This window comes from Nonomuraea thailandensis, assembly GCF_024172165.1.
Lineage (GTDB): Bacteria > Actinomycetota > Actinomycetes > Streptosporangiales > Streptosporangiaceae > Nonomuraea > Nonomuraea thailandensis.
In genome coordinates this window covers 5,183,807-5,202,804 of sequence record NZ_JAMZEB010000002.1, presented here as the reverse complement: position 1 = coordinate 5,202,804, position 18,998 = coordinate 5,183,807, and the positions used below count along the sequence as shown (strand labels likewise).

18 protein-coding genes are annotated in these 18,998 nt (G+C 72.8%); 6 read left to right on the top strand and 12 right to left on the bottom strand.

The window, feature by feature from the left end; all coding sequences use genetic code 11:
- Positions 1-34 precede the first annotated feature (34 nt).
- Positions 35-2,995: a discoidin domain-containing protein gene (locus tag HD597_RS27520; protein WP_253745748.1), complete on the top strand. Its 2,961-nt coding sequence runs from the start codon at positions 35-37 to the stop codon at positions 2,993-2,995.
- Positions 2,996-3,119: 124 nt separating this feature from the next.
- Here the strand turns inward: HD597_RS27520 and HD597_RS27515 are convergent, their stop codons facing one another.
- Positions 3,120-5,927 (bottom strand): AfsR/SARP family transcriptional regulator, encoded by a 2,808-nt coding sequence (locus tag HD597_RS27515; RefSeq protein WP_253745747.1) that lies wholly within the window; start codon positions 5,925-5,927, stop codon positions 3,120-3,122.
- A gap of 200 nt (positions 5,928-6,127) precedes the next feature.
- Here HD597_RS27515 and HD597_RS27510 point away from each other — a divergent pair, with 200 nt between their 5' ends.
- The gene (locus tag HD597_RS27510; RefSeq protein ID WP_253745746.1) at positions 6,128-6,667 is read left to right on the top strand and encodes a hypothetical protein; all 540 of its coding nucleotides are present in this window, start codon (positions 6,128-6,130) and stop codon (positions 6,665-6,667) included.
- A gap of 3 nt (positions 6,668-6,670) precedes the next feature.
- The gene (locus tag HD597_RS27505; RefSeq protein WP_253745745.1) at positions 6,671-7,132 is read left to right on the top strand and encodes a hypothetical protein; all 462 of its coding nucleotides are present in this window, start codon (positions 6,671-6,673) and stop codon (positions 7,130-7,132) included.
- Here HD597_RS27505 and HD597_RS27500 read toward each other — a convergent pair.
- Both HD597_RS27500 and HD597_RS27495 read right to left on the bottom strand, forming a co-directional pair.
- The gene (locus HD597_RS27500; RefSeq protein WP_253745744.1) at positions 7,106-7,741 is read right to left on the bottom strand and encodes a hypothetical protein; all 636 of its coding nucleotides are present in this window, start codon (positions 7,739-7,741) and stop codon (positions 7,106-7,108) included. The two genes, HD597_RS27505 and HD597_RS27500, sit on opposite strands and share 27 nt — an antisense overlap.
- An 89-nt stretch (positions 7,742-7,830) precedes the next feature.
- Positions 7,831-8,334, bottom strand: coding sequence for a nuclear transport factor 2 family protein (locus tag HD597_RS27495; protein ID WP_253745743.1), 504 nt, complete (start codon positions 8,332-8,334; stop codon positions 7,831-7,833).
- A 33-nt stretch (positions 8,335-8,367) separates the two neighbouring features.
- Here HD597_RS27495 and HD597_RS27490 point away from each other — a divergent pair, with 33 nt between their 5' ends.
- Positions 8,368-8,847 carry a winged helix-turn-helix transcriptional regulator gene (locus HD597_RS27490; RefSeq protein WP_253745742.1) on the top strand — a complete coding sequence of 160 codons (480 nt, stop codon included), beginning with the start codon at positions 8,368-8,370 and terminating at the stop codon, positions 8,845-8,847.
- On the opposite strand, the gene HD597_RS27485 is transcribed toward HD597_RS27490, so the two are convergent.
- Genes HD597_RS27485 through HD597_RS27455 form a run of 7 tightly spaced genes read right to left on the bottom strand, consistent with a single transcriptional unit; the run spans position 8,844 to position 15,176 of the window.
- Positions 8,844-10,277: an MFS transporter gene (locus HD597_RS27485; RefSeq protein WP_253745741.1), complete on the bottom strand. Its 1,434-nt coding sequence runs from the start codon at positions 10,275-10,277 to the stop codon at positions 8,844-8,846. The genes HD597_RS27490 and HD597_RS27485 overlap by 4 nt on opposite strands.
- 40 nt (positions 10,278-10,317) lie before the next feature.
- Positions 10,318-11,115: a glycerophosphodiester phosphodiesterase family protein gene (locus HD597_RS27480; protein WP_253759490.1), complete on the bottom strand. Its 798-nt coding sequence runs from the start codon at positions 11,113-11,115 to the stop codon at positions 10,318-10,320.
- Positions 11,116-11,154: 39 nt separating this feature from the next.
- On the bottom strand, positions 11,155-11,694 hold the full coding sequence (locus HD597_RS27475) for a TrmH family RNA methyltransferase (RefSeq protein ID WP_253745740.1): 540 nt from the start codon (positions 11,692-11,694) through the stop codon (positions 11,155-11,157).
- On the bottom strand, positions 11,691-12,281 hold the full coding sequence (locus HD597_RS27470) for a class I SAM-dependent methyltransferase (RefSeq protein WP_253745739.1): 591 nt from the start codon (positions 12,279-12,281) through the stop codon (positions 11,691-11,693). The genes HD597_RS27475 and HD597_RS27470 overlap by 4 nt, the downstream gene beginning before the upstream one ends.
- Positions 12,282-12,292: 11 nt before the next feature.
- Positions 12,293-13,240, bottom strand: a complete 948-nt coding sequence (locus tag HD597_RS27465; protein ID WP_253745738.1) for a VWA domain-containing protein — start codon at positions 13,238-13,240, stop codon at positions 12,293-12,295.
- The gene (locus HD597_RS27460; protein WP_253745737.1) at positions 13,237-14,178 is read right to left on the bottom strand and encodes a DUF58 domain-containing protein; all 942 of its coding nucleotides are present in this window, start codon (positions 14,176-14,178) and stop codon (positions 13,237-13,239) included. Before HD597_RS27460 ends, HD597_RS27465 begins: the two co-directional genes overlap by 4 nt.
- Entirely contained in the window at positions 14,175-15,176 is a 1,002-nt protein-coding gene (locus HD597_RS27455; protein WP_253745736.1) for an AAA family ATPase, read from the bottom strand. Before HD597_RS27455 ends, HD597_RS27460 begins: the two co-directional genes overlap by 4 nt.
- Positions 15,177-15,231: 55 nt before the next feature.
- On the opposite strand from HD597_RS27455, the gene HD597_RS27450 reads away from it, so the two are divergent.
- A complete protein-coding gene (locus HD597_RS27450) occupies positions 15,232-16,005 on the top strand; it encodes a hypothetical protein (protein ID WP_253745735.1) in 774 nt (257 codons plus the stop codon).
- A gap of 50 nt (positions 16,006-16,055) precedes the next feature.
- Positions 16,056-16,919, top strand: a complete 864-nt coding sequence (locus HD597_RS27445; RefSeq protein ID WP_253745734.1) for a DUF2268 domain-containing putative Zn-dependent protease — start codon at positions 16,056-16,058, stop codon at positions 16,917-16,919.
- Positions 16,920-16,923: 4 nt separating this feature from the next.
- Here the strand turns inward: HD597_RS27445 and HD597_RS27440 are convergent, their stop codons facing one another.
- Entirely contained in the window at positions 16,924-17,568 is a 645-nt protein-coding gene (locus HD597_RS27440; RefSeq protein ID WP_253745733.1) for a response regulator transcription factor, read from the bottom strand.
- Complete coding sequence (locus HD597_RS27435) at positions 17,565-18,926, bottom strand: sensor histidine kinase (RefSeq protein WP_253745732.1); 1,362 nt, start codon at positions 18,924-18,926, stop codon at positions 17,565-17,567. The genes HD597_RS27440 and HD597_RS27435 overlap by 4 nt, the downstream gene beginning before the upstream one ends.
- Positions 18,927-18,998: the final 72 nt, after the last annotated feature.

Below are 18,998 nucleotides of genomic sequence, written 5' to 3'. Positions count from 1 at the left end.
CTCCCTGACACGACACCCGTACGGAGGAGAGGTCGTGCATCCCCTTCGCAGATCGGCGGTCATGGCCGCGCTGGCGGCCCTGATCCTTTCCGGCCTGACACCCGCCGCCCCGGCCCGGGCCGCGGACCCCCTGCTCTCGCAGGGCAGACCGGCGACGGCCTCCTCCTCGGAGGGCGCCGCGTGGAGCGCGGCGGCGGCCGTGGACGGTGACACCGGCACCCGCTGGTCCAGCTCGTCCGGCGATCCCCAGTGGCTCCAGGTCGACCTCGGCGCACCCGCCACGATCTCCCGCGTCGTCCTGGAGTGGGAGGCCGCGTACGGCAGATCCTTCGCAATCCAGACCTCGAACGACGCCACGACCTGGACCGACGCGTACGCCACCACCACCGGCACCGGCGGCACCCAGACCATCGACCTCACCGCGACCGGCCGCTACGTCCGCCTGTACGGCACCGCCCGAGGCACCGGCTACGGCTACTCCCTGTGGGAGCTCCAGGTGTACGGCCACGCCGGCGACTCCTGGACCGACGTGTGGTCGGACGACTTCACCGGCCCGGCCGGCGCCTCCCCGTCCCCCGCGAACTGGATCCCGCGCACCGGCACCTCCTACCCGGGCGGCCCCGCGAACTGGGGCACCGGCGAGGTCGAGACCATGACCGCCGCCACCGCCAACCTCTCCCTGGACGGCGCGGGCCACCTCACGATCAAGGCGATCAGGGACGGCGCGGGCGACTGGACCTCCGCCCGCGTCGAGACCCGGCGCGCCGACTTCGAGCCGCGGCCCGGCGAGCTGCTCAGGTTCAGCGCCCGGCTCAGGCAGCCCGGCGTCGCCAACCCCCTGGGCTACTGGCCCGGTTTCCGCGCCACCGGCGCCGCCTACCGAGGGAACCACACCAACTGGCCGGGCATCGGCGAGACCGACATCATGACCGCCGTCAACGGCCGCCACCAGTACTCCGCCACCCTGCACTGCGGCACCGCCCCCGGCGGGGTGTGCAACGAGTACGACGGCCGCGGCAGCGGCCTGGCCACCTGCGCGGGCTGCCAGGACGGCTACCACGAGTACACGCAGATCATCGACCGCACCAGGACCGACGAGGAGATCCGCTTCTACCTCGACGGCAGGCAGACCTGGGTGGTGCGCGAGAGCCAGGTCGGCGTGGCCGCCTGGAAGGCCGCCGTGCACCACGGCTTCTACCTGCGGCTCGACCTGGCCATCGGCGGCTCGCTGCCCGACGCCGTCGCCGGGTCCGCCACCCCAGTCCCCGGCACGACGTCGGGCGGCGAGCTCAGCGTGGACTGGGTGAAGGTCTCCCGGCAGGCCGGCGCCGTCCCCGCCACCATGACCGACCCGCCCGTGCCCGCCGGGCCGAGCGTCGTGCGCGTGGCCGGCACGCAGGGCGCCTGGCGGCTGGCGGTGAACGGCGCGCCGTACGAGGTCAAGGGGCTGACGTACGGGCCGCCGCAGGACGCCGCCGACGGCTACCTGCGCGACCTGGCGGCCATGGGCGTCAACACCATCCGCATCTGGGGCGTGGACGACGCGCACACGCCCGGCCTGCTCGACACCGCCGCCAGGCACGGCATCAAGGTCATCGTGGGCCACTGGCTCAACCAGGGCGCCGACTACGTCAACGACACCGCGTACAAGAGCAGCGCGAAGAACGAGATCGTGGCCCGCGTCAACGCGCTCAAGAACCGGCAGGGCGTGCTCATGTGGGACATCGGCAACGAGGTCATCCTCACCATGCAGGACCACGGCCTGCCCGCCGACGTGGTGGAGCAGCGGCGGGTGGCGTACGCGAGGTTCGTCGACGAGGTGGCGCGGGCCGTCCACGCCGCCGACCCGAACCATCCGGTCACCTCCACCGACGCCTACACCCACGCCTGGACCTACTACAAGGCCCACTCCCCGGCGCTCGACCTGCTGGCCGTCAACTCCTACGGCGCCATCGCCACCGTCAGGGACGACTGGATCGAGGGCGGCCACACCAGGCCGTACATCGTCACCGAGGCCGGCCCGGACGGCGAGTGGGAGGTGCCGGACGACGTCAACGGCGTCCCCGACGAGCCGGGCGACCTGGCCAAGCGGGACATGTACACCGCGAGCTGGAACGCCGTCCGCGCCCACGCGGGCGTCGCGCTCGGCGCCACCGAGTTCCACTACGGGCTGGAGAACGACTTCGGCGGCGTCTGGCTCAACACCACGCCGGGAGGCTGGCGACGGCACGGCTACCACGCGCTGCGCAGGGCGTACACCGGGCAGGACTCCCCGAACACGCCCCCGGAGATCACCTCCATGACGGTGGCCTCGCGCACCGCCGTCCAGGCGGGCTCGGCGTTCGGCGTCGAGGTGGGCGCCGCCGACCGCGACGGCGACCTGGTCCGCTACAACGTGATGCTCAGCGACAAGCACATCACCGGCAACCGCGGCCTGTCCCACGCGAGCTTCACCCAGACGGGGCCGGGCACGTTCTCGGTGACCGCGCCGCAGCGGCTGGGCGTGTGGAAGGTGTACGTCTACGCCTACGACGGTCATGGCAACGTCGGCATCGAACAGCGTTCCTTCCGCGTGGTGCCGCCGGTCGTCGCGGGCACGAACGTGGCGCGCGGCAGGCCGACCACCGCCTCCACCCACCAGGCGGGCGGCGACGGCGGCCCGTTCACGCCCGATCGGGCCACCGACGGCAGCTTCGCCTCCCGCTGGGCCAGCGACTGGGCCGACCAGCAGTGGCTCCAGGTCGATCTCGGGCAGCCGACCGCGATCAGGCACGTCCAGCTCGGGTGGGAGAACGCGTACGCCAGGGCGTACCAGGTGCAGACCTCGCTCGACGGCACGGACTGGACCTCCGTCCACACCACCACCTCGGGCGACGGCGGCTTCGACGAGATCGGCCTGAGCACCTCCGCCCGCTACGTCCGGCTGAACCTCACCCGGCGCGGCACCGCTTACGGCTACTCGCTGTGGGAGTTCGGCGTCTACCAGACGCCTTGAAGTGTGCCGGGAATGGGCTTACCCGCCAGAGGCGGCTCCCTGCGCTTCCTCGCGTCGGCCGGCCTGCCGCACCTGGCGGCCGGCCGTTACGCCCGCCTGCACGACCTCCGCCTACCGGTGAGCCTCAGAGCTGGTTCCTGATGGGCTCCGGCGTGTCCGGGACGGGCTGCGCGAGGTGGGCCGCCACCTCGGCGGCGGTCAGCAGGCGGGCCTCGCGCAGGAGATCGAGCGACACCCGCCAGGAGGCCCACGCCTCCTCCGGCCGCCCGAGGTCGTGCAGGGTGCGGCCGAGCCACCAGGAGGACACGGCGGTGTAGAGGGTGAAGCCCATCTCACGCTGGAGCTTGACGGCGTAGCGGTACTGCTCCACGGCTTCCTCCAGCCTGCCGGCGGCCCGGTAGGCGTCGCCCAGGGTGTCGTGGGCGATGCCGAGGCTCCCGGTGTCGTCCAGCTCCTCCGTCATGGCCAGGACGTGCCGGGCCTCCTCGACGGCTTCCTCGAACCTCCCCTGACGGTAGTGGACGTGCACCCGGTTGTTGCGGACGAAGGACTCGTGGTCCCCGCGGCCGGTGCGCACGGTGATCGCGAGTGCGCGCTCCAGCGCGGCAAGGGCGTCGTCGTAGCGGCCCGTCATGGCGTAGAGGATTCCGAGGTCGTTGTACAGCCCTGCCTTGCGGTCCGGCTTCCCGGCCAGGTCACAGCAGACCAGCCCCGCCTCCAGGTGGCGCAGGGCCTCCGCGGAGCGTCCGAGCTGACTCTGGGCGGAGGCGATCCCCTGGTGCAGGAACGCCTTGCCCGCCCAGTCCTTCATCTCCTCGGCGCCGCGCAGGGCCGGCTCGCTCACCTCGATCAGTTCGGAGAACCAGCCCCGCCGGTCGAACAGCCACTGGGTGGCGTTCGCGAGCACGGCCGCCGTGCGATCGGCCAGGTCACCTGCCGCCTGGCGGACCGCGGCCAGCAGGTTGTCCCGTTCGCGCCCGACCCACGCGTTGGCGGCCGCCACGGTGGGGAGCTCCTCTCCTGGCTGCTCGGCGGGCAGGTGGTCGAGGTCCCCCTTGAGTCCGCCCACCAGCCCTTCGGCGTGCACGGCCGTGGCCAGGTAGTGGTGCAGCGCGCGCCGGATCGCGGCCGCCCGCTCCTGGGCGGGGAGCTCCTGCTCCCGGGTGTAGAGGCGGACCAGGTCGTGGAACTGGTAACGGTGCGGCCCGGCGGGTTCGAGCAGCCGGGCGTCCAGCAGGCGCTCCAGGGCCGCCTCCGTGCGGTGTTCGGGCCAGCCCGCCAGGGCGGCGGTGGCGGCGGTGGTGTGCGTGGGCAGTTCGAGCAGGCCGAGCAGGGCCAGCAGGTGCGCGGCGTCCCGTCCGGCCGGCTCCTCGCGCAGGTGCTGGTGGCTGACCGCGATGCCGGCGCGCACGGCCAGGTCGGCGTACTCCAGCAGGTCCAGGCGGCGGGTGGCGTCGGCGAGCCGGACCGCGAGGTCGGAGATCGTCCCGTCGGGGCGGGCCGCCAGCCGGGCGCCGGCGATCCGGAGCGCGAGCGGGAAGCCGCCGCACAGCCGGACGATCTCCGCCGTGGCCTCCGGCTCGGCGCGCACCCGGCCGGCGTCGACGACGCGGGTGAGCAGCGCGGCGGCGTCGTCGTCGGCGAGCGTGCCCAGGTGCAGGTGGTGGGAGTTGTCCAGGACGGTGAGCGGGTCGCGGCTGGTGATGAGGACCCGGCAGCCCGTCCCGCCGGGGATGAGCGGGCGGACCTGGCGTACGTTGTGGGCGTTGTCGAGGATCACCAGCAGGTTGCCGGCCGCGGTGAGCGAGCGGTAGCGGGCGGCGGCCTCACCCGGGTCGGCGGGTACGGCGGCGCCGTCGAGACCCAGCGAGCGCAGCAGGTGGCGCAGCGCCTCGATGGACGTCAGCGGGGCGAGCCCGGCGGTGGCGCCATGCAGGTTGACGTAGACGACGCCGTCGGTGAAGCGGCCGGCAACCGCGTGCGCGACGTGGACGGCGAGCGCTGACTTGCCGATGCCGCCGGGCCCGTCGATGACCGTGATCGTGGGGCCGCCGCCCGTGACGAGGGCGGCCCGCAGCCGCTCGACCTCGGCGGCCCTGGCGGTGAACGCCTGCGTGCCGGCGGGCAGCTCGGCGGGCACGATCGGCTCGGTCAGCGTGCCGCGCTGCGCGGGGGTGCCGAGGTCGAGCGCCGGGTCGCGGGCGAGGATGGCCTGGTGGAGGCGGCGCAGCTCGTTGCCGGGCTCGATGCCGAGCTCCGTCACCATGAGGCGGCGGGTGTCCTGGTAGACGTCCAGCGCCTCGGCGGACCGCGCGTCGCGGTGCAGGGCGAGCATGAGCTGGATGGCGAGCCGCTCGCGCAGCGGGTGCTCCTTGACGTGCGCGGCGAGCTCCCGTGCCACGGCGGGGTGATCGCCCGCGGCGAGCCGCAGGTCGATGTGCTCCTCCAGGACGGAGAGCCGCTCCTCCGCCAGCCTGCCGGCCTCGATCCTCGCCCACGGCGCGTCCACCTCGTCCAGCGCCGGCCCGCGCCACAGCCCGAGCGCCTGGCGGAACAGCGTGTCGGCGGTCGCCGCGTCCTGGGCGCGGGCGGCGCGCGCCCGCAGGACCAGCCGGCTGAACAGGTGGGCGTCGACGCGGTCACGGGGGAGGGCGAGACGGTAGGCGCCGGGCAGGGTCTCGATGAGGTCTTCGCCGGCGTGGGCGGCCAGCGTCTCGCGCAGCTTGGAGATCACGATGTGCAGCTGCTTGGCCGCGGTCGCCGCCGAGCTGTGCGCCCACACGTCGGCGAGGAGGCGGTCGGTGTGCACCGCCTGGCCCGTGTTCACGGCGAGCCTGGCCAGGACCCCGATCCGCCGCTGCCCGGCCAGCTTGATCACGTGATCGTCCGCGGCGATCTCCCACGGACCGAGGAACCTGATCTCCAGACCCATGCGAGGGCTCCCATTCGTCACCGGAGTCGCAAGCGTAACGATGGTCCGGAAGGTCCGGGGCCGGTTCCGCTGCTCAGCCGTTAAGTCGTTTGCAAGCGGTTTCCCAGTGTTGATCGAGATCCTCTTGCCCGCGATCTGCGCCGGAGTCACGATGGCCCGGGACGGCAGTGATCCATCGCGACGCGAACACGAGGTGAGAAATGGCGACGACCACGACGGCGATCAGCGTCTCCACGCTCAACGGGCGCCATCACAAGACGGCGCTCACGGTCTTCATGGTGATCGTGGTGGCCCACTGGGCGGAGCACTTAGTCCAGGCCGTGCAGGTCTACGCGTGGGGGTGGCCGCTGGCCGAGGCCCGGGGCGTGCTCGGCGTGCCGTTCCCGTGGCTGGTGACCTCCGAGTGGATGCACTACGGCTACGCGCTGATCATGCTCGTCGGCCTCGTCCTGCTGCGCAAGGGCTTCACCGGCAGCTCGCGCACGTGGTGGAACATCTCCCTCGGCATCCAGGTGTGGCACCACATGGAGCACCTGCTGCTGCTCCTGCAGAACCTCAGCGGCCTGCACCTGATGGGGCGGCCCGTCCCGACGAGCGTGCTGCAGCTGATCTGGCCCAGGATGGAGCTGCACCTGTTCTACAACGCGGTCGTCTTCGCGCCGATGGTGGTGGCCATGCTGCTCCACCGCCGTGCCGGGTCGCACTCCGGTGCCACCTGCACCTGCGCGGTCGCGCACTAGGCCATGCGGGTCGGGCGGCGCCTGAGCGCGTTCACGGTGGCGCTGGCCGCGCTGGGGCTGTTGCTGTTGTTCTGGTCGGTCCCGGAGCTGGGCCCCACCATCAAGGCCGCGCGGGCCGACGGGGTGAGCGGCGTGTTCACCGCCGGGGAGTTGCGGTGCATCCAGCATCCCGGGCACGAGTCCTGCGTCTGGGCGGGGGATTTCGCCTCCGACGACGGGCGGGTGCTGCGGCGCGACGTCGAGCTGTACGGCAGCGACCGCGGCACGCTCGCCGCCGGGCGGACCACGCAGGCCGTGGACACGGGGCGGGCGAGCCGCGTCTACGGCCTGGACGGCTCGGGGGAGTGGCTGTTCACCACCCTGCTCGCCCTGGCCGGCGCGGCCCTGCTGGCCGTGGCGGCCAGGCGCGTGTGGCGCCGGCCACCCGCGCGCCGGCCGTCAGGAGCCGGCGACGGGGAGGGCTGACGGGCGGTGGGCGGGGCCGGCGGCCCGCCACAGGGCGGCCGCCGCCCAGAGCCCGCCGGCCATGACCAGCGCGCCGTGCGCGACGCGCACCGGGTACGGCGTGAAGAACTGCGGGAGGAACAGCACGAACCCCAGCGCCAGCACCGTGCCGCTCCACCGCGGCAGCGTGCCGGAGCGCCAGACGGCGGCCGCCGCCATGACGGTGCCCGCGGCCAGCAGCAGCAGCCCGGCGGCGAACATGCCGACCGCGACGGGCCCGTACCTGAACTCCGCGGCCAGCTCCATCAGCGCCGGCGTCCCGTCGCGCAGGGAGCGCCGGGCGATGACGTTCAGGCCGAAGTCCTCGGCCCCGTAGTACGGCAGCGTCAGGCCCGCGCCGGCCCAGGTCACCGCCGCGGCCCGCAGCGACAGCCGGTCGCCGAGCACCTGGTGCAGGCCGAGGACCGCCAGGCCGAGCAGGGTGAACCCGGCCATGGCGGCGGCGTGCCCGGCGACCCACGCGGCGGAGGCCATGGCCGCGGCGTCGTCGCCGGACGGGCGCAGAGCGATGTAGAGCAGGAAGAGGGCGCCGCTGCCGGCGAAGGCCGCGGACGTGAGCCTGGGGGACATCGATGCTCCTTTAGAGGGCGTTGCTCCGTTATGTGAGCAATGCTCTCTGTCCGGCGCACCGATGTCAAGAGCGGTGCTCTCTCTTTGGATCAGCGAGCACGGGTCACCAGCGGGACGAGGGTCCTGTCGCCCAGCGCGGTCATCGCGGCCAGCGGCCTGACCGCGGCCGCGACCAGCAGGGACATGGCCGGCCTGCCCGCGGCCCTGGCCAGCCCGGGGCCGAGCGCGGCCATCATCGCGGTCAGCGCCGGCAGCGGCCGGATCCACAGGGTGAGCTCCCTGATCAGCCCGTCCTCGCCGAACTCGGCGACGGCGGCCTCGTGGATCTCCCGGTCGCCCAGCCGTGCGGTCGCGGTGAGCGCGCGCGTCCGGGAGTCGCCCACGTCGCTGTGGTAGCACATGTCCGACAGGACGTCGAACACGACGGTGAACAGCTCCAGCACCTGCTCCTTGCCGCGGAACCCGGCCGTGGCGGACAGCGGCGAGTGGAAGACGACGTCCTCGGACAGGGTGGCGGCCAGCGCGCCGAGGTCGTGCGTCTCACCGGCCCGCCGGTACGCGTACGCGGGTGAGTCCTGAATGTGAACTGTCATGGGTTCACTTTATCAACCCACTATCCTGGGTCCATGAACAGGTTCGGTGAGATGCACTGCTCCATCGCCCAGGCCGTCGGCGTCATCGGCGAGCCGTGGACCCCGCTGATCCTGCGGGACCTGTTCCTGGGCCTGCGCAGGTTCGACGACCTGGCGCAGGACCTGGGCATCTCGCGCAACCTGCTGACCCGCAGGCTGGAGCACCTCGTCGCGGCGGGGGTCGTGGACAAGCGGCTCTACCAGGAGCGCCCGCCGCGCTACGAGTACGTGCTGACGGAGGCGGGGCGCGACATCGTGCCCGCCCTGATGACGCTGATGGCCTGGGGCGACCGCTGGGCCACCCCGCCCGGCGGGCCGCCCGCGCTGCTGGTGCACTCGTGCGGCGAGCGGTTCACGCCCGTCGTCACGTGCCCGCACTGCGGCGGCGCGGTCACGGCGGACACGGTGACGGCCGTGGCCGGGCCCGGGGCGGCCCAGGGGCCCGGCACGATGGTGCTTGCGGCGGGGGCCTAGACGCGGGCGGGCACCTCGTTGCCGGCCGCGCGGATGGCCCTGGGCAGGTTCGTCATGGCCAGCAGCACGAACCCGATCACGAAGAAGACGACCATCGACAGGATCGCGATGCGGTAGCTGTTGGTGAACTGCAGCGCGAGCGTGATCGTCAGCGAGCCGATGAACGCCGAGCCCTTGTCGCTGATCTGCAGCAGGCTGAAGTACTCGGCCTCGCGCCCCTTCGGGATCACCTGCGAGAACAGCGAGCGCGACAGCGCCTGCGTGCCGCCCAGCACGATCGCGATCGCGAACGCCATCAGGTAGAACTGCAGCGCCTGCCCCTCGGCCACGAACATGGCCATCGCCACGATCGCCGTCCACAGCACCAGGCTCGCCAGCACCGTACGCTTCGTGCCGAAGCTGCGCGCCAGCCGTCCGAGCAGCAGCGCCCCGAAGAACGCCACGAACTGCACCATGAGGATCGCGGTGATCTGCACCTCCTGCGGCAGCTTGAGCGCCTCGGAGGCGAAGGCCGCGCTGTTGCCGATGACCGTCTGCACGCCGTCGTTGTAGACCAGGTAGGCCACCAGGAACAGCAGCGTCAGCGGGTAGCGGCGCAGCTCGGACAGGGTGCGGCCGAGCTGGCGGAAGCTGCCTCCGACCGAGCGCAGCGCCGTCGTCTCGTGCGCGGGCACGGGCCGGTTGCGCAGCCGCAGCAGCGGGACGATCGTGAACGTGGCCCACCACAGGCCCGCCGACATCATGCAGATGCGCACCGCCATGCCCTGGGTCAGCCCGAGGCTCTCGTACTGCAGGTAGAGCACCAGGTTGAGGGCCAGCAGGAGGCCGCCGCCCAGGTAGCCGATCGCCCAGCCCCGCGAGGAGACCCCGTCGCGCTCCTCGGCCGTGGAGATCTGCGGCAGGAACGAGTCGTAGACCACGATCGAGGCGCCATAGAACAGGTTGGCCAGGATGAACAGCACGCCGCCCAGCAGGTAGCGGTCGCCCTCGACGAAGAACAGGCCCACCGCCGACAGCGCCCCGGCGTAGGCGAAGATGCCGAGCATCTCCTTCTTGCGGCCGGTGTGGTCGGCCAGCGCGCCCACGATCGGCAGGATCACGATCTGCAGGAACACCGCGACCGTGGTGATCAGCCCGAAGTAGGCGGCCGGCCTGATGTCGGCGCCCAGCACGTCCACGTACCCGAGCCCGGGGCCGGCGGCGGCGAGCTGGTCGAAGGTGTCCACGCACCTGCCGGACTCCACGGCCGGGAAGTCCTTGGCGCAGGCCGCCGTCTTGGCGACCGGGATGAGGTACGGGCCGAGGAAGACCGAGATGACCACCGTGTAGAAGGCGGAGTTGGCCCAGTCGTAGAAGTACCAGCCGCGCTGCTCGCGCCGGCGTGCTCCGGGGGAGTCGTCGAGGGCCGCGGGGGGTGCGGGTACGGGCATGGTGTCGGATCGCTCCTTAACGGAGAAGGGGGGATGATGCTCAGGCGGCCAGGTGCCCGGGATGCCACAGCCCCCGGCGCTCCAGCACGTCACGCAGGCCGGTGACGTTGTCGGTCATGATGCCGTCCACGCCCAGGTCGAGCAGGCGCTCCATGCGGGCGGGGTCGTTGATCGTCCACACGTGCACCTGCATGCCGATCGCGTGCGCCGTACGGACGAGGCGGCGGGTGGTGACCCGCAGCCCGCGGAAGCCCACCGGCACCTGCGCGCACGGCACCCCGGCGCGCGAGAGCCGGGCCAGCAGGCGCCCGTAGCCCGAGGTGGTCGCCGCGGCCCGCAGCGCGGCCACGGCGCGCGGCCCGAGCGCCGAGCACACCTCCCTGCCGATCGCGGCCCTGGCCAGCACCAGCCGCTCGTCGGAGAACGAGGTCAGGCAGATCCGGTCGTAGGCGTTGGTGCGCCTGATCGCCTCGGCCAGCGGGGCGATGGCCGCCGCCTCCTTGACGTCGATGTTGAAGCGGATCTCCGGCCAGCTGCCGAGCAGGTCCTCCAGCAGCGGGATCTCGTGCACGCCGCCGATGCGGGCCCGCCTGACCGCCCGGTAGGGCAGCTCGGAGATGCGGCCGCGCCGGTCGGTCACCCGGTCGAGCGTGTGGTCGTGGAAGGCCAGGAGCACGCCGTCGGAGGTGGCGTGCGCGTCGGTCTCCAGGTAGGTGTAGCCGAGCGCGACCGCCCGCTCGAACGCGGCGGCGGAGTTCTCCGCGCCCTCGGCGGCCCCTCCGCGGTGGGCGAAGGCCAGCGGGCCCGGATGGTCGAGGAAGGCGAATCGACGGCTCAGCACGTCCTGAAGTATGCCCTTCCCGAGTGAACGGTTCGGTTACGAATCAGGGAGATTCTGCCACTCCTGGCGGCGCGCCTCGGCCAGCGCGATCGCCGCGGCCACCGCCACGTTGAACGAGCCGACCCGCCCGACCTGCGGGATGTAGCAGGCCCCGTCGACCGCGTCGAGCAGGGCCGGGGAGCAGCCGTGGTCCTCGCTGCCGACCACCAGGCACACGTCGCACGACAACGCGGCCCTGTGCAGCGGCGTCGCCTCGGCGGTCAGCTCGATCGCCAGCACCGCGTAGCCGCTCTCCCTGGCCGCCTTGACCGCCTCGACGGCGGGCACCGCCTCGTGCCAGGTGACCAGGCGCTCGGTGCCCAGCGCGGTCTTGCCCGCCTTGGGGTTGGTGGGCGGGGTGGCGTTGCCGGCCAGCCAGATCTCGTCCACGCCGAACGCGGCGGCGCTGCGGAAGATCGAGCCGATGTTGAACGGGCCGGTGACCGACTCGATGATCAGGCCGAGACGGTTCTGAGTGTTCCTGCGCCAGGTGCGGTTGAGCCGCTTGACGTCGGTGGGGCGCAGTTGCCTTCTCACGGGGTCACCTTCAGGATCCGGTAGGCGGCCCGGCTGGCCTCGCGGGAGGCCTGCCAGCCCTGCTCGCCGAGCCAGCGCTGCAGGGAGTCCGAGCCGAGGTGTTTCTGGACGACCAGGTAGGCCACGCCGTCGGGCGTCAGCCGGGTGAGCCACCTGGTGAGCATCTCGTGCAACGCCTGCTTCCCGATTCGGATCGCAGGATTAGACCAGATGGCCCGAAATTTCACTTCATCTGGCACTTCATCGATATGCACTGACCTTACTTTGTCAAGGGCGGCGGTCCGGGCGTTCCGCTCCGTCAGCTCCAGGCTGCGCCGGTTCACATCGACGGCCCACACCGTCGCCCCGGGCGCCCGCTTGGCCATGGTCAGCGCGATCGGCCCGTAGCCGCAGCCCAGGTCGAGCAGGTCGCCCTCCTGCGGCGGCGGCGGAACGCTCTCCAGCAGCACGCGCGTGCCGACGTCCACCCGCTCGGGGGAGAATACGCCGCTGTCGGTCTCCAGCCGCAGGTGCAGATCGGGCAGGACGAGATCGACGGAGCCCGGCCTGCTCGCGGTGCTCGGCTGCTCGGAGAAATAGTGGGCCACGTCGCCAAACGTTACGGGATCCGTGAACCGAACAGGACCGCGGCGCCCGCCACCAGCAGCCCGGCCAGGATGGCGGCCACGATGAACCACTGGGTGATCTCCTGGTTGACCAGCTTGTAGCCGAGCGAGGTGCCGATCTGCTCGTAGACCTCGCGCAGCTCGCTGCCGGACTCGGCGGCGTAGGCGCGGCCGCTGGTGCCGTCGGACAGCGACTGCAGGGTCTGCTTGTTGACCGGGACGTTCACGGGCCGCCCGTCGATGCTGACCGTGCCCTCCTGGGTGCCGTACGCGATGGTGGAGACCGGCACGCGGGCCTGCTGGGCGGCCTCGATGGCCTCGTTCACCGAGCGGCCGGAGGTGTTGTCGCCGTCGGAGAGCAGCACGATGGCGGCGGGGGGCGGGTCGGTGGCGGCCTGCTGGTCGAAGGAGCGCACCGACTCCAGGGCGTTGAAGACGGCCTCGCCGATGGCGGTGCCGGGGCGGGTGGTGAGGTTGCCGATGGCGGTGACGACGGCCTGGTGGTCGGTGGTGGGGGAGATGACGACGTTGGCCGAGCGGGCGAAGGAGACGACGCCGACGTTGAAGCGGTCGGGCAGCTCCCTGGCGAAGGCCTGGGCGGCGGCCTTGGCGGCGCTGATGCGGTCGGGCTGGACGTCGTCGGCGTCCATGGACAGGGAGACGTCCAGGGCGATCATGATGGTGGCGCGGTCGCGGGGGACGCGTACCTGGTCGGCGGGCTTGGCGGCGCCGATGACCAGCAGGGACATCATGACGAGGAAGAGCGCGGGGGCGACGTGGCGGCGCCAGCCGGGGCCGGCGGGGGCGACGAGGTTGAGCAGGGCCAGGTTGGTGAAGCGCACGGTGTAGCGGCGGCGGGCGAACATCGCCAGGATGTAGCCGGCCACGAGCAGCAGCACCAGCACGAACAGCCACAACCAGCCGGGGGCGAGGAACGTCATGGGGTCGGCCTCCGGTGGGCGAGGTGGCTCATGCGGCGCTGGCGCAGGACGAACTGCGCGACGTCGAAGACCCAGTCGCGGTCGGTGCGCAGCACGAGGTGGGCGATGCCGGCGCGGCGCAGGGCCAGGCGGGTGCCCTCGCGCTGCAGGGCGGCTGCCTCCGCGTACACGCGCCGAATCTTGGGCGAAAGGTGCACTTCGCGTACGTTCCCGGTCTCGGGGTCGGCGAACGCGACGCGGCCCACGTCGGGGAGTTCGAGCTCGCGGGGGTCGATGACCTCGACGGCCAGCACCTGGTGGCGGGCCGCCAGCCGCCTGATGGGGCGCTCCCAGGGGCGTTCGGCGTCGGGGTCGAGGTCGGGGTGGGCATCGAGGAAGTCGGAGACGACCAGCCGCATGCCGCGCCGCCTGCGGGTGGCCGAGAGGATCTCGATGCCTTCCGCGAGGTCGGGCGGGTCGGGCACGACGCTGCCGCGCGGGGCGTCCATGAGGGAGTGCAGCAGGCCGTAGAGGGCGGGGCGGCCGGTGCGGGCGGGCATGCGGTGCACGAACTCGTCGTGGATGACCAGGGCGCCGAACCGGTCGCCCATCCGGCTGGACAGGAACCCGATGGCGCCGACGGCGGCCACGACCAGGTCGCGCTTGTCGGTGTCGGCGGTGCCGAAGTCCATGCTGGGCGACAGGTCGGCCAGCGCCCAGGTCTCCAGCTCGCGGTCGGCGATGAGGTCGCGCACGTGCGGGACGGTCGTGCGGGCGGTGACGTTCCAGTCCATGCGGCGCACGTCGTCCTCGCCGGGCACGTAGAGGCGGCTGTCGCCGGCCTCGCTGCCGGTGCCGGGCAGCAGGCCCCGGTGGGCGCCGTGCAGCAGGCCGTCGAGCCGGCGGGTGACGGTCAGCTCCAGCCGGCGCAGCGCCTGCTCTGCTGTGGTGGGGCTCAACGGTTCTGGTTCCAGACGACGAGGGGCGGGGGCACGGCCTGAAGGATCTGCTTGACGACGCTCTCGGGGTCGACGCCGTCGGCGAGGGCGTCGAAGGTGAGCATGAGACGGTGGGACATGACGTCCACGGCGACGTCGCGCACGTCGTCGGGCAGCAGGTAGTCGCGGCCGCGCAGCAGCGCCAGGGCCCGGCCGGCGGAGACGAGGCCGAGGGTGGCGCGGGGGCTGACGCCGATCTCGATGGTCTCGGTGAGGTCGGCCAGGCCGTACTCGGCGGGGGCGCGGGTGGACATGACGAGCCGGACGACGTAGTCGGCGACGAGCTGGTGCACCGAGACCTGCTCGGCGGCCTCCTGAAGGGCCAGCAGCTTGTCGGGGTCGAGCACCCGCTCGGGGACGGGCGGCTTGACGCTCATGCGGTGCAGGATCTCCAGCTCCTCGTGGGCGCTGGGGTGCGGCACCCGCACCCGGAACAGGAACCGGTCGCGCTGCACCTCGGGCAGGGGGTAGACGCCCTCGGACTCGATGGGGTTCTGGGTGGCCAGCACGATGAACGGCCTGGGCAGGGGGTGGGTGACGCCGGCGAGGGTGACCTGGCGCTCGGCCATCACCTCCAGCAGCGCGGACTGGACCTTGGCGGGGGCGCGGTTGATCTCGTCGGCCAGCAGGAAGTTGACGAAGACGGGGCCGAGCTCGACGTCGAACTTCTCGTTGGAGGGGTGGTAGACGCGGGTGCCGACGATGTCGCTCGGCACGAGGTCGGGGGTGAACTGGATGCGGGCGAACGTGCCGCCCACGACGGTGGCCAGGGTGGAGGCGGCGAGGGTCTTGGCGACGCCTGGGACTCCTTCGAGCAGGCAGTGCCCACGCGCCAGCAGGGCCACGAGGAGCCTTTCGACCATGTGGTCCTGCCCGACGATGACACGCCGGACCTCGTCGAGACTCTGACGCAGCAGTGCCGCGTCGGTTCCGCCTGGCAACTCTTCGGCGACGCTCATGACGCCATTCCACCAAACGCGCCGCAAACGTGCACGACGCCACGTCTGTGCTTTCATGGCAAACGTGGCAAGTCCCCTGCAGTACGGTGATCCTCCCCGGCTGGGGCCCTACGTGGTGCAGGCGCGCCTGCACACGGCGCCGGCCGGGTTCGTGTACCTGGGCCAGGCGCCCGACGGGCGTGCCGTGTCGCTGGCGGTGCTCACCCGGGGTGCCGCCTACGACGCCGCGGCGCGGGACCGGTTCATCACGGCGGTGCGCGAGGCGGGCGGCAGGGAGCGGTCCGGGATGCGGGGGTGGCTGGGGCGTTCCGGGCGGCCCCGGGGCGCGGTGCTGGAGGGCATGCCCGAGGTGCTGGCCTTCGACGGGGGGCGGGCGCCGTGGGTGGCGGTGCCGTACGCGGCGGGGCGGCCGGGGGCCGAGCGGTTCCTGGAGCCTGTCATGGTGGGCGGGACGTTCATCGGGGAGGCGCACGGGCCGGACTTCGTGCCGTACTGGCTGACCGATCGCGCGCCGGCGCTGCCGGGGCCGACCCGGCGGCGGCTGCCGCCGACGGAGACGCGCAAGCGGGTGCTGCTGGCGGCGCTGGCGCTGGTGCTGCTGCTCGTGCTGGTGACGGCGATCCTGCTGTTGCTGCTGCTCGGGCGGCAGGACAACGAGCAGCAGCCGCGGCAGTTGCCGCCGACGGTGTTCGTGCCGACGCCGCCGCCGACCCCGGAGACGCCGGTGCCGCAGCCGTCGCCCTCCCAGTCGCCGTCGCCGACGGAGAGCGGGCAGAGCACGCCGGGGCGGTCGCCGGGGGAGGACCCCGGGGACGAGTCGCCGCTGTGAGCCGTTAATCGCTTGAGCCTGACGTAGCGTGAGGCTTTAGCGTCCCCGGCATGGAAATCCTTGTTGAGGACACGCTCACGGCGATGGCGGACCTGCTGGAGCAGCCGCTCGAGCGGCGGCCCGACGCGGTGCGGGAGATCATGGCGCCGACGCGCTCGTCGATCCCGATGCCCGGTGACATCGTCGACATCCACCACAACGGCGGCGGCTTCCGGGCCGACGCCGACGACCCGCGCTACCTGCCCGCCGTGCGGCGGATGATCGAGCGGGACGTGCTCGGTCAGGTGCGGCGCGAGCTGGCCCTCGCCTCCGAGCGGCTGGGCGGGGCCAAGCAGCCCGACCTGGTGAAGGTCATGTTCATGCTGGGCAATCCCGACCACGAGCACCTGATGAAGATCGCCGGCGGCTACTACGGCATGGGCGGCGGCTCCGAGTGGCTGTACCTGCTGGCCTGGCCGTCGGAGGAGGTGATCGGGCGGATCGGGGCGCTGGCGGTGCACGAGTTCCACCATCTCGTGCGCTTCGCCAACGTCGTGTGGGATCCGGTCGCCGTGACCGTCGGGGAGCACGTGGTCGCCGAGGGGCTGGCCGAGGCGTTCGTGCGTGAGCTGCTGGGGCCGGAGGCGATGGGGCCGTGGTCGTCGATGGTGACGGGGCCGGAGTACGAGCGGGCCCACGAGCTGATCATGGCCGACTTCGATCTGGCCGGGATGCAGCACACGCCGGCGTACGTGCTGGGCGACAGCGCCACGCGCAACTTCGGTGGCGAGCCGCGCGGCATTCCCGACATGGCGGGATACGCGGTCGGGCTGAACCTGGTCGACCGCGCCCTGGCCGCCACCGGGCTGAGCGCGGCGGAGGCGACCGTGCTGCCCGCGGCCGAGCTCATGCGGCGCGGGGGCGTGCGCCCGTAACCGGTCAGCTCGGGGAGACGAAGCCCGACTCGTACGCGGCGATCACCGCCTGGGTGCGGTCACGCGCGCCCAGCTTGGCCAGCACGTTGCCCACGTGCGTCTTGACCGTCTCCGGGCTGACGACCAGCTCGGCGGCGATCTCGGGGTTCGACAGGCCCCTGGTCATCAGCCGCAGCACGTCGCCCTCGCGGCCGGTCAGCCGGTCGATGCCGGGCACCCGCGCGGGGGAGGCGCCATGGCGGCCCGCCAGGGCGCGGATCGCGGCGGGGAACAGCAGCGACTCGCCCGTCGCCACCAGCCGGACGGCCCGCACCAGGTCGTCCGGTCTGGCGCGCTTGAGCAGGAAGCCGCTCGCGCCGGCCCGCAGGGCGTCGTAGACGTGGTCGTCGTTCTCGAACGTGGTCACCACCAGGACCTTGGGAGGGTCGTCCAGGGCGAGCAGGCGCTCGGTCGCGCGGATGCCGTCGAGGGCGGGCATGCGGACGTCCATCAGCACCACGTCCGGGCGTTCCCTGCGCACCACCGGCAGCACCGCGGCGCCGTCGGCGGCCTCCCCGACCACCTCCAGATCCGGCTCGCTGTCGAGGATGATGCGCAGACCGGTGCGGATGAGGTCCTCGTCGTCGGCGATCACGACCCTGAGCGTCATGGGGACGACCGTAGCGGCAGGCGGGCCGATACCCGCCATCCGGTCTCGGTGGGGCCGGCCTCCAGCTCGCCGCGCAGCAGCCGGACGCGCTCGTGCATCCCGGCCACGCCCCTGCCGCCCGTGCGGGCGCGCTCCCGTCCGCGTGCCCGTGCCGCGCCGCCGTCCCCCGTGTGGCCGCGCGTTCCCGCCGCACGCCCGCCGCCGCCGTTGACGACCTCCAGGCGCAGGTCGTCCCCCTCGACGGCGGCGCTCAGGCGGACGGGTCCTTCGCCGTGCCTGATCGCGTTGGTGAGGGCCTCCTGGAGGATGCGGTACGCCTCGCGGGAGACCACGGCGGGCACCCCGGCCAGATCGCCCACCTCCTGCCGCACCGGGGCGCCGGAGGCGGCGACCAGCCCACCCAGGTCGGCCAGCGTCGCCTGAGGAGCGAGGCGATCACGGTCGTGCTCATCGGGTGAGTCTGCCGCGCGACCGCCGACGCTGTCGCGATCGGCGCCGACGCTGTCGTGGCGGCCATCCCGATGAGCACGGTCGTCGCGGTCGTCGCGGGCGTCGCGGTCGTCGCGCAGGACGCCCAGGACGTGGTCGAGGTCCTCCAGGGCGGTGCGGGCCGAGTGCTCGATCGCGGCCAGCGCGGTCCTGGCCGTGGCGGGGTCGCGGTCGAGGACCCGGCCGGCCGCCGCGGCCTGCAGGGTGACGACGCTCAGCGCGTGCCCGACCGAGTCGTGCAGCTCGCGGGCCAGCCGGTTGCGCTCGGCCAGCGTACGGGCGTGCTCCTCGGCGGCGGCCAGCCGTTCGGCGGGGGTGGGCCCGAGCAGGACGGGAGCCAGCCGCGCCAGCAGCTTGCCGGCGCCGGCGGCCAGAGCCACCAGCGCCCCCAGCAGCACGAGCCCGCCCACCGCCCACCCCACGGCGTTCCACCCCGGAGTGACGACGAAGCCGAGCACCGGCGTGGATCGCCCCGTGACCGGCAGCACCAGCGTGAACAGCGTGAACGGCACGATCGCCAGCGTGCAGCCGCTGACCACCCCGCCGACGGCCAGGTGCAGCGTGAACCAGGCGGCCGTGCGCCGCCGCTCCTGCCAGGACCGCCCGGCCTGCCGCGGCGGCGTCTCCACCCGCGCTCCGAGCAGGCCCTGCGCCGCGTTCACCGACAGCCCGCGCACCGGCAGGAACAGCCCGGTCGCGGCCACCACGGGCAGCACCGCGGCGAACACCCCGGCCTGGACGGGCAGCAGCAGGTTGGCGGACTCGCCGCTCACCAGGCCGGAGACCAGCACGCCGACCATCATGTACGGCATCAGCAGCGCCCCGCCCAGGACGAGGCACGCCCAGCGGCGGGGAAGGGTCCTTCTCACATCCGAGATTGTATGTCGATGAAAATTCGCTGTCGGAGTAATGCGCTTTAAGGGAAATGCGCCGCCAGCGAA

Excerpts from the sequence above, each read along its gene's own strand:
- HD597_RS27515 (WP_253745747.1), bottom strand. The coding sequence starts at position 5,927 with ATGGGTCTGGAGATCAGGTTCCTCGGTCCGTGGGAGATCGCCGCGGAC.
- HD597_RS27510 (WP_253745746.1), top strand. The coding sequence starts at position 6,128 with ATGGCGACGACCACGACGGCGATCAGCGTCTCCACGCTCAACGGGCGC.
- HD597_RS27505 (WP_253745745.1), top strand. The coding sequence starts at position 6,671 with ATGCGGGTCGGGCGGCGCCTGAGCGCGTTCACGGTGGCGCTGGCCGCG.
- HD597_RS27500 (WP_253745744.1), bottom strand. The coding sequence starts at position 7,741 with ATGTCCCCCAGGCTCACGTCCGCGGCCTTCGCCGGCAGCGGCGCCCTC.
- HD597_RS27495 (WP_253745743.1), bottom strand. The coding sequence starts at position 8,334 with ATGACAGTTCACATTCAGGACTCACCCGCGTACGCGTACCGGCGGGCC.
- HD597_RS27490 (WP_253745742.1), top strand. The coding sequence starts at position 8,368 with ATGAACAGGTTCGGTGAGATGCACTGCTCCATCGCCCAGGCCGTCGGC.
- HD597_RS27485 (WP_253745741.1), bottom strand. The coding sequence starts at position 10,277 with ATGCCCGTACCCGCACCCCCCGCGGCCCTCGACGACTCCCCCGGAGCA.
- HD597_RS27465 (WP_253745738.1), bottom strand. The coding sequence starts at position 13,240 with ATGACGTTCCTCGCCCCCGGCTGGTTGTGGCTGTTCGTGCTGGTGCTG.
- HD597_RS27455 (WP_253745736.1), bottom strand. The coding sequence starts at position 15,176 with ATGAGCGTCGCCGAAGAGTTGCCAGGCGGAACCGACGCGGCACTGCTG.
- HD597_RS27450 (WP_253745735.1), top strand. The coding sequence starts at position 15,232 with ATGGCAAACGTGGCAAGTCCCCTGCAGTACGGTGATCCTCCCCGGCTG.
- HD597_RS27445 (WP_253745734.1), top strand. The coding sequence starts at position 16,056 with ATGGAAATCCTTGTTGAGGACACGCTCACGGCGATGGCGGACCTGCTG.
- HD597_RS27440 (WP_253745733.1), bottom strand. The coding sequence starts at position 17,568 with ATGACGCTCAGGGTCGTGATCGCCGACGACGAGGACCTCATCCGCACC.